Here is a 12,743-nt window from a genome sequence, read left to right on the forward strand (position 1 = left end):
CCTAAGCGGCAGGCCCACCGGCTCTACATTACAGCTCGTTCTTGGTGGCGCACTCAGAATCACCACGGTTCACACCACAGCGGATGTTTTTCATGATGTTCAGTGTTTTTGGATCGTAGGCGCCGCCCTTGGCCAAGTCAATACGAGACTCGCGCAACAGAACGGTGTACTTGACTGAGTCGGCCGGCGCAATTTCCATCCATGCGCTGGCTGGAATGGCTTTTTCGGCGTTGTCCACAATCTTCATGCCATCGGCAAAACGCTTGGCCCAGTAATCGCGGGACTTCTGCGCAAAACCATCGGGGAATTTGCCTTTGTTCAATACGATTTGATAGGTCAACACAGCCACGGGAAAGCGAGCAATGGCGCCTTTGGTGCCCACACCTTTGTACAGTTCCAACGGCTTGTAGGCTGCTGCTGGCGCGGCGATGATGTCAACAGAGCCGTTGTTGAACTTGGCACCGAAGTTGGAGATGTCCGCTGACACGGGGGATGCACCCACCTTGGAAATCATCTGTTTCTGCGCTGAATCATAGTCAAACGAGGCGATTTTCTTGCCAGCCAGTTTTTCAACCGAGTTGATGCTGCGGTCGCGGGTGTAGAGGTAGGCAGCGCCGAAGGGAATGATACCGGCCACTTGGTAGTTGCCTTGGGTCATCAGGTCGTTGGCTTTTTCGCCAGCGAACAATTGAATGGTACGCTTGACCACTTCATAGCTCAGGGGCATGTCCACTTTGCCGTCTTTCACCACGGAAGCGGCACCCAGTGCGTCGATAGAACCAGCGATCGAGTTGTAAGCACGTGTACGGAAAGACGTGGCCACCAGCATGTCGCACTGGCCGGTCTTGAAGTTTTCAGAAGCGATTTTCTCGTCGGTGAATGGTTCCAGTTGCAGGTCTGACCCCAAGCCTTTGGCAAACAGGGTGTAGTCCTTGGCCATGTTGAACACATCGCCACCGGCACCCAGAATGTCGAACACGCACACCTTCTGCTTGTCAGCCAAGGCGGGTGTGGCTGCCGTCAGCATGGCCACGCCCAAGCCAGCTGCAATCGCTTTCAAACGCAAAGTCATCTCAAATCTCCAAAAATGATAGGTCCACACCCGGAAAGGCCCACGAGTAAGGGCCCAACCGTTGCAACACAGGTGCGGTTTACTTCAACAGATCGTCCACGTTCATGCCTTCGGGCATCGCGGCTTCTTCATCCCAGTATTTGCCCATCGCGCCCACAGGGGTGCGTGTGCCAGTGTTTTCGGTCCAGTAACGGTCGGACAGGTTGAGCATCGTCGCATTGGCCAGGCCTTCAACCAGACGGTACTGCACGCTGCCTTTGTAGTCTTTGACATTGGCAAAGCGCTTTGTAGCGTCACGGAAGCGTGCAGTGTCGCCCACAGCCAGGGCAGACAAACCGTACATCACGTGGGACAGGCGCACACCATGGCGTTCACCGATGGTCATGGACAAGCGGAAGGTTCCCCAAATGTCTTTACCTTCAGAGGCGCCGGGCAGAATACTCCATACCACGGCGCGGGCAGCGTTGGGGGCACCCCACCATTTCGCGTTCTGTAGACAGGCCAAAGCACGCTCAGCCTTGGGGGCGATGTCGGTGGGCACACCTACCATTTGTTGGGAGGCAATGTCGTTCACCACAGCCTGCAAACCAGCCACAGTGCCCAGCAGGTACACCAACTCGTCGAAGTCACGGCGGAATTCAGGGCACTTTTCACCGTAAGTGAAGTTGTACTTGTCTTCCAGCTTGTTCCGCATGGTTTCAAAACTGGACAATTGGCGGCGAGCAGTCAGCTCCAACAGGCGCTTCTGGTTGATCCGTGCGTCCTGCGCTTCTTCAATGCGGTTTTGACGGGACGCACGAAGGTAACGCAGTTCTTCTTCCACAGCCCGGCTTTCAGAACAGGCAGCCGCAGAGACGTAGAGCAGTGACTCAACCAGGGATGGATCGCCATGGAAGGCGCGCAAAGCTGAATTTAAAAGGGGGAAGTTGGACTGGGCAAAGTTGCACCCCATGTCCACGTCAGCCAGTTCCAATTGGGGAGGCAGAACCCGGCGCTCAACAATGTTGATGGCCAAGTTAGTGGCAGCGCCTTCGACTCTGGCACAACCCGATACGAATGCTGTAGCAGCAAATAGACCAGTGATGGCGGCAGCACGCCATACGCCCGCGTTGAACATGAATTTGTCTCCGTCTGTGTTTTTCTTTTTTACTTTGTTTAAGGTCATTTGGATTTGACCTTTGAGTAACAAAGTTTCATGGTTCGTATTAAACCATGAATCGCTGTCACATTCTACGGTCACGCGCTCGGTTATTGAGGGGTCAGGCAAAAGCCGCCAATTTTGGGCATCACATGAGTTCGATCGGAATATCCCCCTTTTTCGGGGTCTGCCTCTGGCCAAAAAAGGCTGAGAATTCCAGTATTTGAAAGAACCGACAGGAGCGGGCCGATGTCACAGTTTGCGCAGGGAAATGAGGAACTCGCTACTCTGCTGGATCAGCGCGTTGCCCCCGCGGTCAACACGGCCCAACAAGCGGTCAAAGACATGACCCCCTTGAAAGGCAAAAATGCCTTGGTGGTGGACAATGCACTGGCGACTCGCCGTGCTTTGCAGGACCAACTGTCCCAACTCGGTGCCCGTGCCGTGGTCTTTGCCGGTTCTGTGGGCGAAGTCGAGCAACATTTTCAGACCCGTGAATTTGCGCTGATCGTCTGTGAATACCAGTTGGAAGGCGACCGAAACGGCCAGCAACTGCTGGAAGAATTGCGGGTGCGCAAGCAACTGCCCTACAGCACTGCCTTCATGATGGTGACCGGCGAACGCAGTTACAGCAATGTGATCGCTGTGGCTGAGTTCGAGCCGGACGATTACCTGATCAAGCCGTTTACGGCGTCCATCATGGCCGAACGGGTTGTTCGGATTTTCAACCGGAAGAACCGGCTGGAAAAAGCCTACAAGGCGATGTTTGAGGAACGTTACAGCGATGTGCCGGCCTTGTGTGAGGAGCTTTGGACCCAGTACCCGGTGTACCGCCAGCCCCTTGAGCGCCTTCGGGTTGAAGCCTATATGCGCAATCAGCAGTACGAGGAAGCCGAGAAAATTCTGCAAAACGGCCTGGCCATGGAATTGAAACCCTGGATGCAGTTGCTGTTGGCCAAGGTGCATGTGGAGAAAAAGCGCTTTGACGAGGCCTCCAGCCTGTTGGGCACCGTGGTGCGCACCAACCCTGAGTACCTGGCCGCCAGCGACTTGCACGCCGACGTGCTGTGGGAATTGAACCGGCCTGACGAGGCGCTTGAGGTGCTGGAGCGCATGGGTGCAAAAGCCCAAAGTTCCACCAGCCGACTCAGAAAACTGGCGGACCTGTCCATTCGGCTGGGGGACAACGCGCGTTCCAAAAATTACCTGAGCAAGGTCATTGACCGGTCCCGCAACACCAGTTTGTCCCAACTGGGTGATTACCTGCAGTTGTCTCGAATTTTCGTACAGGAAGGCCGCCCCGACGAGGCTGAGCGCCTGACCGCCAAGCTTCGAGGGGCTTTGCAATCCAGCGATTTGGACCTGGCAAGGTCTGTGATGGGCATTCAGCGGGAAATTGCCGAAGGCAACATCATGAAAGCCCAACAACGGATTGGGACGTTCTACGCGGAAAACGGCGAGCTGATCGACACCCTGGACACCGAGCTGCAGGCCAGCCTGCTGGAAATGTGTTTTTCGACGAAAGATTCACGCCATGGGTATGAACTGGCGCGTACGCTCTCCAAACGCAAACCGGGCAAAGCCATCCTTGACCGAATCCGTTTGGCCATCGAGAAGCTCAACAAAGAATCGAAATAAACGCCCTACCCTATTGTTTTTGTTGAAATAATGCATCGTCCACAAGGGCGTTCAGGTATTGACTGTAGAAGTCTGGAATGCTGATGCCCAGCAGGGGCTGGCCGACAGGTTGACCCTTTGCGGTGAACACCATCACGGTGGGCGAAAAACGCACATTCAACTTTTCAGCCAACATTTTTCCGGTGACGCGCTGGCCATCGAACCACACCAAGCTGCGGGATGTATCAGCTTGGTCCACCTCAAACACTTTCACCTTGCCGCGATAGGCTGAATCGTTTTCGATGTGCCTGAGAGCCTGCTTACGCACAATTTCGCAATAGCGGCATTCCGGCATCGAGAACAGCACCACAACCGCCGAAACCCCTTGCAACTGGTAGCCCGGGTGCTGGGCTTCAAATGACACGATGGCCCGCATAGGCTGACCAACAGCCAGAACTGCCCACGGCCAAACCCAGGCGCTCAAGCCCAGTACCGCAAACACCAGCAAGCGGGCTACCCTGCTCAACATCACACCTTGCTGACCCTACCGGGATTGCCATCCACACCCACCAACTTGGGCGTATTGGGTGCCTTCATACGGACTGTCGGGGTTTTGCGCAAATAACTCTCCACCACATCCCAAATGGGTGGTTCTCCGTTGCTTCGGGCTTCTTCAGCGACCGGTGCCCAACCAGCCACTTTGTAGGTTTTGCTGGCGTCAATCAACTTGCCGTTCAAGCGCATGTCGCTGATACGCTGGCCCGCCACGGCTGAAGGCCGACAGGTGTAGGTTAGGCCCCCCACGCGCACCATGTCCCCGCCCTGCTGGTAATACGGGTCGGCATTGAACAGGTTGTCGCACACATCTTCAAGAATGGTCTTGATGGTTGCACCCGTCATGTTGCTCAAGGTGGTGTTTGGATAGGTGATGGCCGTTTGATCCATCAGGTGTTCACGGGTGATTGTTTGGCCGGGCAACACCGTGGTGCCCCAACGGAAGCCCGGGGAAAAGGCAATCTCAGCGCCTTTCACGTCCATCAAGGCATCCACAATCAGTTGGTCCCAACTGCCATTGAAGTTGCCTCGGCGGTACAACAACCCTTCGGACACGGCCAGAGGCTCCTCAAGTTTGGCCAAGTAGGGCTTGCGCACACGGTCAATGAAGGCCTGCATTTCGGCATCGGCAGGCAACGCATTGGAAAACACGGGCAACAGGCGGTAGCGGAAATCGCGCAGTTTGCCGCCTTGTACATCCATGTCCAGCACGCCCAGGAATTTGCCGTTACTGCCGGCGTTGGTGACTTGGGTAAGGCCACCGGGGTTTTTGACAGGAATGGCATAGGGCACACCATCATGCGTGTGGCCACCGAGAATGAAATCAATGCCCGACACACGGCTAGCCATCTTCAAATCCACGTCCATGCCGTTGTGTGACAACACCACCACGACCTGCGCACCGTTTCCACGGGCCTCGTTCACGGTGTTCTGCATGGACTCTTCCTGAATGCCGAAAGACCAGTCTGCGACCATGTACCGCGGGTTGGCAATCGGGGTGTACGGGAAAGCCTGCCCGATGATGGCCACCTTCACGCCATTGATGTTTTTCATCACATGGGATGGATACACCGCGTCGCCAAAATCCGCCGTTTTGATGTTCTGGGCCACAATGTCCATGCGGCCTTTCAAGTCTTTCTCTGCAATCTCCAACACCCGCTCGGCACCATAGGTGCATTCCCAGTGCAGGGTCATCACATCAACACCCAGCAACTTGGTGGCGTCCACCATGTCCTGCGCGTTCGTCCAGAGGCTGGTGGCTGAACCCTGCCAAGTGTCGCCACCATCCAGCAGCAAGGCCCCGGGCCGCTCGGCCCTCATGCGCTTGACCAGAGTGGACAAGTGGGCGAAACCACCGACCTTGCCATACATTTTGGCCGCATCCACAAAATTCAAGTAGGTGAATGCGTGGGCCATAGCCGTGCCCGGCTTTACTTTGAAGGCTTTTAGCAGGGCCTCACCCACGAGGTGAGGCACTTGCCCTCGGGCACCCGACACCCCGATGTTGACGTTCGGTTCGCGAAAGTAGATGGGCTGCAATTGAGCATGACAATCCGTCATGTGCAACAGGCTGGCATTGCCGAATTTCGGAATGTCATAGAGCCTTTCAGCGTGGTTGCCCGCGAGAACGGAGGGGCTGTTCAGGGTTAATCCTGCGGCGCTTGCGGCCGCAAGCATCCCCATGAATTCGCGACGATTCATTTGCATGGTATTTGCCTCAGTGGAATTGGGTGCAGCACACCGAGCCGACACAGGCGAATTGGCCTGCGGCTCGGGGCTGGACAGTCAGGTCACGCTTATTTGTTGACCGGTGATTCAGGCGACAGCAACAGCGCCATCACGTCCCTGATTTGCGCCTCGGACAAAATACCTTCAGCGCCAAACCGTGGCATGTTGGAACACGCGTTGTAGGCGTGGGAGTTCCAGATTTTCCCCCAGGTGTAGCGCAGAATGTCCTCGGACTGCCCCCTCATTTTGCCGTACTGGTAAAGCGAGGGGCCGATATTGCCGTAGCTCAGTTCTTTGGGGTCCAGTTGGTGGCAAGCGTAGCAATTGCCCCCAGCGGGGTTTTTGGGGTCATCCGAAAACTGAAGACCAGTACCCGTTTGCGCCACGGATTCGCCCTTTTTCCAGTCACCCAGCCAGACACCATCGCTGGGGTATTTGATGGCATTCAAGGCGGCTTTCTCAAGTTGATCACGGGCGGAACCTGAAACAGGGCTTCGGTTCGCCTCGGCATCAGAGCAGGACTTTTGAAGCGCCGTCTGCTGAATGCGGTCCAATTTGGCTTGGCCCTTCTCTTTGAACGACGATGCCAAAACAGCTTGCACATCGTCAGCGCTGACGGTGGGTTCGCTGGTGCTCATCACGGCACAGGCCGACACCACGGCAACGGACAATCCCAGTGCGGCAATTTTGATCAATTTCATGGGTTGTTCTCCATCAACGCTTCAGTGAAGTGGCCTGCATGGTGCCGCCGTTGGCATTGACACCCAGAAAGGTGATCAAATCCACAGAGGCTTGAGAGCCGTACTGAAGTTCGGGGAAACGCTGTTGCCTGAAGCAGTCAAACATACGCCATTGCATGGTACGAACCGCACCTTGCGACACCCGGTAGGCTGGCCAGGAACCAAAGGCCGATTGGGCTGGGCCCTGCTTGGTTAAGTTGGGTAGGCCTTGCAAGCGGATGCGCTGGTCGTCTGTGGCATGGCAACTGGCACAGGAAAAATCGTAAGGGCCACCACGGAAATAGAAAATCTTTTCACCGCGAGCCCGGGCAAGCTTTTCCTCGGGATGGGTTTGCGGCACTGCAATGGTAGCGCCACGGCCTTGGGCATACACGTAAGCCACCAACGATTCCAACTCAGTGGGCTTGTCGCCAGCCCCCGAATACGGCTTCTTGGTGATCTCCGCACGGTCACGGCCTTGCAAAGTCATCATGCAATAAACAAGGCGCGACTCAATGTCCATCACCTTGCCGGCATCTGGGAAATACTTGGGCAGCTTGGCGACTGCATTCTTCACAACACCGGGGCCAAGACCCAAGTCACAGGATTCCAAGGTGGCTTTTTTCGGTCCCTGGGGCGTGGTCCAGAGGTCCTCACCGCGCAGCTCAACCAACTCGGCCGGGTTGCCATCAGCCAACATGTCCCGGTATTCCTGAATACCCTGCTCCGTGGACTTTTGCGCAGCCACGGGCATGGCGCACACCAGCGCCCCCGTTGCTGCCATCCATGCGAACGAACGTTTCACCATCCTTGCCTCCTGCATTGTTGTGGAATCAGGCAATCTTTGTTTTGTCTGTTCTGCTTTCGCCTTTGTTGTCGGTCCAGGTCACTTCAACCGTGTCGCCCACACTGCCCCCCTTGAACTGGAAGGACAAGAAAGGGTTTTTGGACACGGAAGGGCCCCAAGAGGCCTGCAACACCTGTTTGTCATTGCATTTGGCTGACACCGTCTGAATGAACCAAGCGGGCACAGTGCTTCCGTCGGCTGCTTTGCGCTGGCCTGTTTCCATTTCGTGGGCCATCAATACTTTCACTTCAACTTCATCGCCAGTCAGCTTGGCGCGGATTTTCATTGGATCTGGCATGTCATGTTCTCCTGTTGATTCAAGCCTGATTAACCGCCACAACCGCCAAGGGTCACTTTCACTTCTTTTTTAGCGAAGTAGTACTGGCCGTCAGCCTTCACCAGGGCATAAACGTCGCTGGTGCGACCCATCTTCACACGGGTGTTGACCTTGGCTTCAGTACCTGCAGGCAATACAAAATGGGCACTCAACATCGAAGGATTGTTGGACACCAACAAAGCCACCTCGGTGGTATTGGGCAATGTGCTGGTGGCACCAACAGGCACTACCGCACCGTTCTCCGCAATGTCAGGCGCAACCACAGTGATCGCATTGCTTTCTTTAGGTGCTTTACCACCCAGAGCCTTCATCAGCTCATCCAGGTTTTTGGCCTGAAAGGCCTTTTCGTTGTAACCCGGTGCGGCAGCAAACACATCACGGGGGTTAATGAGTCCGGCACTCACGGCCAGGCCCAACACGGTTAGGCTGGACGAGGCCTTCAACACGGCGCGTCGATTTTCATTCATGGACAGTGTCCTCCTTGTTGTTGAACGTCTTCAACTCAAGCCCCGTAGACACGAGGGCTAAAGTGGGCAATTAGTGGCTTGTTTCCAGCACCCATTGGGCCAATGTCTGGGCCTCTTGTTCGGACAGTTGTGCTTGAGGCGGCATCGGCATCGAACCCCACACGCCTTGGCTGCCGCCCCTGATTTTGCCAGCCAACTGCGCCACCGCGCCAGTTTGGTCTTTGTACTTCCTGGCAATCGCACTCAACGCGGGGCCCACACGGGCGTCCTTGGCTGCATGACAGGCCACACAACCTTGGGCATTGAACAAATCAGCGCCTTTACTGGCCACTGTCGCAGTTTTGGCTACGCTGGCGTTGGCCACTGTCACTTGGCCGCGCACTGGGCCAAACATCCGGTTCTGATCAGCAATGTTTCCGTGGGCATCACGCGCGAAATCCGGAATTGATGATACTACCGACACCTTTTTTGCGCAGTTGCTCATGCACCGTTTTTCAGAAACATCGGGTTTTCCTGAGGGCAACCACATTCCATGGGCCGCAGACATGCCATTGCGATTGGGCATACGTTGCTGAACCTGTGCAATATTTTGGTCAGACAGTACAAAGTCATCGGGTACCACAGCAGCCAAGCTCAAAATGTAAGCCGTTACTGCATACACATCGTCTGTGCTAAGGCTTTTCGGTGCGTTCCAAGGCATTGCACGGTTGATGTAGTCCCACAGTGTTGAAAGCGTCGGCACTTTCATCAAGGTGGTGCGTTGAGGGTTGCTACCTGTGCGTAGGGCTTCTACACGCCCCGTTTCAATGTCTTTCGCAGTCACGCCGCCGACGATAGGCGTAAACACCTCATTGCTTTCGCCGAACACACCGTGACAGGACGCACACTTGCTTTCCCACACTTCGGTGCCACGGGCCACACTGCCCTGCCCCTTGGGTAAGCCTTTGAAGTCGGGCCGTACATCAATGTCCCAGGCTTTGACTTCTGCAGTGGTTGCAGAACGCCCCAAACCCTCAAAGGCGTGGGCTTGCGCATGCCAAAAGGACACAGCAGCCAATCCGCTCAAAGCAATCGCTGTCAGTTTGCGCGTCATCATGATTGCTCCACCTGAACGTTTTCGACCTGACCATTGGGCCGGACTTGCCAGCTTTGAATCGCGTTGTTGTGATACACGCTTTGATGGCCCCGCTTGGCACGCAAGGTACGAGTAGAGGGTTGCACATAGCCAGTGCTGTCGATGGCACGGCTTTGAAGAATGGCTTCTTGCCCGTTCCACACCCAGGGCAAGGTGAATCGTGTCAACGCTTTGTCGTGCACCGTGCCTTGAATGCGAGCCTCTTTCCAGGTTTTTCCGCCATCGACAGACACATCAACAGCCTTGATTTTGCCGCGCCCACTCCACGCCAACCCCGTGATGGTATAGAACCCTTTGGACAGCAACTGCTGGCCGCCCGACGGTGAAGTAATCACGGACTTGCACTCTTGAATCGAGGTGTATTGGCGGTGAGTGCCATCCGGCATCAAGTCCACATAGTGAACCGCTTCGTCTTTGGCCGCATAGGGCTGATCGCCCACTTCAATGCGCCGCAGGTATTTCACCCAACTCACGCCCTGAACGCCCGGCACCACCAAGCGCAATGGGTAGCCATTCTCAGGCCGAAGCATTTCACCGTTTTGGCCGTAAGCCAGCAACACCTCGCCACTCTCAATCAATTCCATCGGAATGGTTCGGGTCATGGATGAGCCATCAGCCCCTTCGGCCAGCACAAACCGGCCTTTCTTGAAATCGGCTCCGCAATGCTCCAGCACTTTGATCAACGGCACGCCGGTGAATTCGGAGCAGCTCAACATGCCGTGGGTGTACTGCACGGTGGGAACCGCCACGTTGCCCCATTCCATCGCGGTGTTGGCCCCACATTCAATGAAGTGGGTGCGTGTCACAGGCTCAAGGCGCATCAATTCATCGACGGTAAACACCATGGGGTTTTTAACCAACCCATTGATCATCAAGCGGTGCTGGGTGGGGTCGATGTCCCACCAGCCTTGATGGTGGCGCTCAAAATGCAGGCCGGAGGGAGTAATAATCCCGAACAACCCTTGCAAGGGGCAAAAAGACACCGAGGCAGCGGACACCCGGGTCAAGCCTGGCGATTCACGGCGTTGAAGGTTTTCCTCGTATTTGGACGGTATTCCGTAAGGCCTTGCCGCCACTGGCAGCCCCAAGCCGGTGGTGTGGGCTGGCAGGGTAAGAATCGCAGGGTCGCCTTCGGCGGCCAATGCTTGAATGGGCTTTGCAGCCACAGCCGCAACACCGGTTGCAGCCGCCAAAGCAAAGGTTTTCCGGAAAAAACTTCGACGGTCTTCTTCAGGGGCCCGATTGACAAACGCAATGTCGTTGCGGGTAAGAAAATTCTCGGGTGCGCGCTGGATGCGCCCGAGCGGAACGCCGCCTTGGCCATCCAATGGGAATTCTTGAGTCACAGTTGCCTCCTCGAATGCGCTTTTCTTTATTTATATGCGCATATGCTCATTTATTAAGCTTACAAGGAACTGACCTGAAATGTCCAGCCTCAATAATCAGGGCTTGTGGCGTTTGTGGAGGCGTTTTTGGCGGGCAATAGCATCAGAATCCAAACGGTAGTCTGGCTTGGAAATGCCCTGGCTGCCTGGGTCTGTGGGCAATACGTTGTGCACGGCCTGGGCACCCACCTTGGCCACCAAACGCACCGTGTCGTACACTGAATGGGTGATCTTCTTTTCTATACCGTGGGCCAAGCTGCTGACAGGCGCAATCGGCTTGATCTTCTTGAGCACCGAAAAAGGAATGTCGGCAATTTTGCGGTGAACCGTCTCGACCTGTCGGGTTCCTTCATCGAATGTGGCCGACACCAAGTCCACCAGACCGCGCACATGCGGCTCAATCGACCTTTTTTTCGACATACACACCTCTTGAAAGCGGGCTTTAGGAGAATTTCTCAGGGTGTTGAATTCTAGAGAACTCCCTTGCGTCCGTGTAGGCAAACCATTCCACTGTAAAATATCGAAATTCCAAAAGAGATTCAATTGCAGTGGCCACAATCATTTACGACCTTGAGTGCGAATATGCCCACCGTTTCGAAGGCTGGTTCCGCTCCGCCGACGACTTCGACCAACAGCGCGAACAACAATTGCTGACTTGCCCGCAATGCGGCACAGCGGCCATTCGCAAAGTGCCTTCCCGCATCAACATTGGCCAGTCAAGGTCTGAAGAAAGCGTCTCAGCAGCCAGCACGGCTTCACCCCCAGCTTCGCAGCCTGTGGCCCGGCCCAACACCGTGGATGTGGCCACTGCCTTTGTGATGGCCAAGCAGGCCATTCAGGCGCTGATTCATCATTCAGAAGATGTGGGCGACCGCTTTGCCGAGGAAGCGCGAAAAATTCACTATGAAGAGGCCCCGGTGCGGGCCATTCGCGGGCAGGCCAGCCCCGAGGAATTCGAAGAGCTGCGTGATGAGGGCATCGACATCATTGCGCTGCCCAACCTGCCGATGGAAGACGAGCTGAACTGAGGGCTTATACCTTCACACCCAGCAAGGCCCCCACGGCAGCACTCAAGGCCATTGACAACGTGCCCCACAAGGCCACCCGCACCCCTGCTTTCAAAGCGGGGGCATTGGCAGCCCGGGCTGACAGAACACCCGTCGCAAACAAGGTGGCTACACTGCCAGCAGCCACCAGCCACACACCACCCTGCCCGGCCAAGCCAGTATTCAAGCCCAGCAACACCAACAACACCGGCACCACCCCACCGCTGACAAAACTGAGCGCTGACGCCAAGGCTGCCTGCAAGGGCTTGGCTTGGCTGTGCTCCGTAATGCCCAGTTCATCGCGGGCGTGGCTTTGCATCGCATCATGCTCAGTCAATGCGTGGGCCACTTCCAGCGCCAAGGCCGGTTTCAACCCCCTACCCTCGTAGATGGCGGCCAGCTCCCGAAGCTCGGCTTCCGGGTTACGCTCGATGTGCGCCTGTTCCAGAGCCAGCTCGGCCTGCTCCGCATCGGACTGCGACATCACGGACACCCATTCGCCAGCCGCCATGGACGCGGCCCCAGCCACCAAGCCGGCCACACCGGTTGTCAGCACCACCGTTGAACTGGCCCCGGCGGTGCTCATGCCCATCATCAAACTGGCGATGGAAATGATGCCGTCGTTGGCCCCCAAGGTGGCCGCACGCAACCAACCGATACGGTGTATCAAATGCTCATGGTTGTAGTGCGGCAGGTT

The 12,743-nt window shown here is 56.0% G+C and carries 14 protein-coding genes; 2 read left to right on the forward strand and 12 right to left on the reverse strand.

Annotated features, from left to right (window positions below):
- Positions 1–28 precede the first annotated feature (28 nt).
- Entirely contained in the window at positions 29–1,072 is a 1,044-nt protein-coding gene (locus ACK4FF_RS05145) for a putative solute-binding protein (protein WP_409705439.1), read from the reverse strand.
- A gap of 79 nt (positions 1,073–1,151) precedes the next feature.
- A complete protein-coding gene (locus ACK4FF_RS05150; protein WP_409705442.1) occupies positions 1,152–2,189 on the reverse strand; it encodes a hypothetical protein in 1,038 nt (345 codons plus the stop codon).
- Positions 2,190–2,459: 270 nt separating this feature from the next.
- Here ACK4FF_RS05150 and ACK4FF_RS05155 point away from each other — a divergent pair, with 270 nt between their 5' ends.
- A complete protein-coding gene (locus ACK4FF_RS05155; protein WP_409705445.1) occupies positions 2,460–3,848 on the forward strand; it encodes a tetratricopeptide repeat protein in 1,389 nt (462 codons plus the stop codon).
- 10 nt (positions 3,849–3,858) lie between these two features.
- On the opposite strand, the gene ACK4FF_RS05160 is transcribed toward ACK4FF_RS05155, so the two are convergent.
- From ACK4FF_RS05160 to ACK4FF_RS05200, 9 genes are all read right to left on the reverse strand, one after another.
- Positions 3,859–4,356, reverse strand: coding sequence for a thioredoxin family protein (locus ACK4FF_RS05160; RefSeq protein WP_409705448.1), 498 nt, complete (start codon positions 4,354–4,356; stop codon positions 3,859–3,861).
- A complete protein-coding gene (soxB, locus tag ACK4FF_RS05165) occupies positions 4,356–6,083 on the reverse strand; it encodes a thiosulfohydrolase SoxB (protein ID WP_409706571.1) in 1,728 nt (575 codons plus the stop codon). Before soxB ends, ACK4FF_RS05160 begins: the two co-directional genes overlap by 1 nt.
- Positions 6,084–6,178: 95 nt before the next feature.
- Entirely contained in the window at positions 6,179–6,811 is a 633-nt protein-coding gene (gene soxX, locus ACK4FF_RS05170) for a sulfur oxidation c-type cytochrome SoxX (RefSeq protein ID WP_409705451.1), read from the reverse strand.
- Positions 6,812–6,824: 13 nt separating this feature from the next.
- On the reverse strand, positions 6,825–7,637 hold the full coding sequence (gene soxA / locus ACK4FF_RS05175) for a sulfur oxidation c-type cytochrome SoxA (protein WP_409705454.1): 813 nt from the start codon (positions 7,635–7,637) through the stop codon (positions 6,825–6,827).
- A 25-nt stretch (positions 7,638–7,662) separates the two neighbouring features.
- Entirely contained in the window at positions 7,663–7,974 is a 312-nt protein-coding gene (soxZ, locus tag ACK4FF_RS05180) for a thiosulfate oxidation carrier complex protein SoxZ (protein WP_409705457.1), read from the reverse strand.
- Between the two features lie 29 nt (positions 7,975–8,003).
- Complete coding sequence (gene soxY, locus ACK4FF_RS05185; protein ID WP_409705460.1) at positions 8,004–8,480, reverse strand: thiosulfate oxidation carrier protein SoxY; 477 nt, start codon at positions 8,478–8,480, stop codon at positions 8,004–8,006.
- A gap of 70 nt (positions 8,481–8,550) precedes the next feature.
- The gene (locus ACK4FF_RS05190) at positions 8,551–9,573 is read right to left on the reverse strand and encodes a c-type cytochrome (RefSeq protein ID WP_409706574.1); all 1,023 of its coding nucleotides are present in this window, start codon (positions 9,571–9,573) and stop codon (positions 8,551–8,553) included.
- On the reverse strand, positions 9,573–10,961 hold the full coding sequence (gene soxC / locus ACK4FF_RS05195) for a sulfite dehydrogenase (RefSeq protein ID WP_409705463.1): 1,389 nt from the start codon (positions 10,959–10,961) through the stop codon (positions 9,573–9,575). The genes ACK4FF_RS05190 and soxC overlap by 1 nt, the downstream gene beginning before the upstream one ends.
- Before the next feature lie 96 nt (positions 10,962–11,057).
- On the reverse strand, positions 11,058–11,420 hold the full coding sequence (locus tag ACK4FF_RS05200; RefSeq protein WP_409705466.1) for a hypothetical protein: 363 nt from the start codon (positions 11,418–11,420) through the stop codon (positions 11,058–11,060).
- A 128-nt stretch (positions 11,421–11,548) separates the two neighbouring features.
- On the opposite strand from ACK4FF_RS05200, the gene ACK4FF_RS05205 reads away from it, so the two are divergent.
- Positions 11,549–12,028, forward strand: a complete 480-nt coding sequence (locus tag ACK4FF_RS05205; protein ID WP_409705469.1) for a DUF1178 family protein — start codon at positions 11,549–11,551, stop codon at positions 12,026–12,028.
- A 4-nt stretch (positions 12,029–12,032) separates the two neighbouring features.
- Here ACK4FF_RS05205 and ACK4FF_RS05210 read toward each other — a convergent pair whose 3' ends face one another.
- Positions 12,033–12,740 carry a VIT1/CCC1 transporter family protein gene (locus tag ACK4FF_RS05210; RefSeq protein WP_409706577.1) on the reverse strand — a complete coding sequence of 236 codons (708 nt, stop codon included), beginning with the start codon at positions 12,738–12,740 and terminating at the stop codon, positions 12,033–12,035.
- Between the last annotated feature and the right edge of the window lie 3 nt (positions 12,741–12,743).

This window comes from Limnobacter sp., assembly GCF_046297615.1.
Taxonomy (GTDB): Bacteria; Pseudomonadota; Gammaproteobacteria; order Burkholderiales; family Burkholderiaceae_B; genus Limnobacter.

Coding starts and splice junctions, on each gene's coding strand:
- ACK4FF_RS05145 (WP_409705439.1), bottom strand. CDS start 1,072: ATGACTTTGCGTTTGAAAGCGATTGCAGCTGGCTTGGGCGTGGCCATG.
- ACK4FF_RS05150 (WP_409705442.1), bottom strand. CDS start 2,189: ATGTTCAACGCGGGCGTATGGCGTGCTGCCGCCATCACTGGTCTATTT.
- ACK4FF_RS05155 (WP_409705445.1), top strand. CDS start 2,460: ATGTCACAGTTTGCGCAGGGAAATGAGGAACTCGCTACTCTGCTGGAT.
- ACK4FF_RS05160 (WP_409705448.1), bottom strand. CDS start 4,356: ATGTTGAGCAGGGTAGCCCGCTTGCTGGTGTTTGCGGTACTGGGCTTG.
- soxB (WP_409706571.1), bottom strand. CDS start 6,083: ATGAATCGTCGCGAATTCATGGGGATGCTTGCGGCCGCAAGCGCCGCA.
- soxX (WP_409705451.1), bottom strand. CDS start 6,811: ATGAAATTGATCAAAATTGCCGCACTGGGATTGTCCGTTGCCGTGGTG.
- soxA (WP_409705454.1), bottom strand. CDS start 7,637: ATGGTGAAACGTTCGTTCGCATGGATGGCAGCAACGGGGGCGCTGGTG.
- soxZ (WP_409705457.1), bottom strand. CDS start 7,974: ATGCCAGATCCAATGAAAATCCGCGCCAAGCTGACTGGCGATGAAGTT.
- soxY (WP_409705460.1), bottom strand. CDS start 8,480: ATGAATGAAAATCGACGCGCCGTGTTGAAGGCCTCGTCCAGCCTAACC.
- ACK4FF_RS05190 (WP_409706574.1), bottom strand. CDS start 9,573: ATGACGCGCAAACTGACAGCGATTGCTTTGAGCGGATTGGCTGCTGTG.
- ACK4FF_RS05200 (WP_409705466.1), bottom strand. CDS start 11,420: ATGTCGAAAAAAAGGTCGATTGAGCCGCATGTGCGCGGTCTGGTGGAC.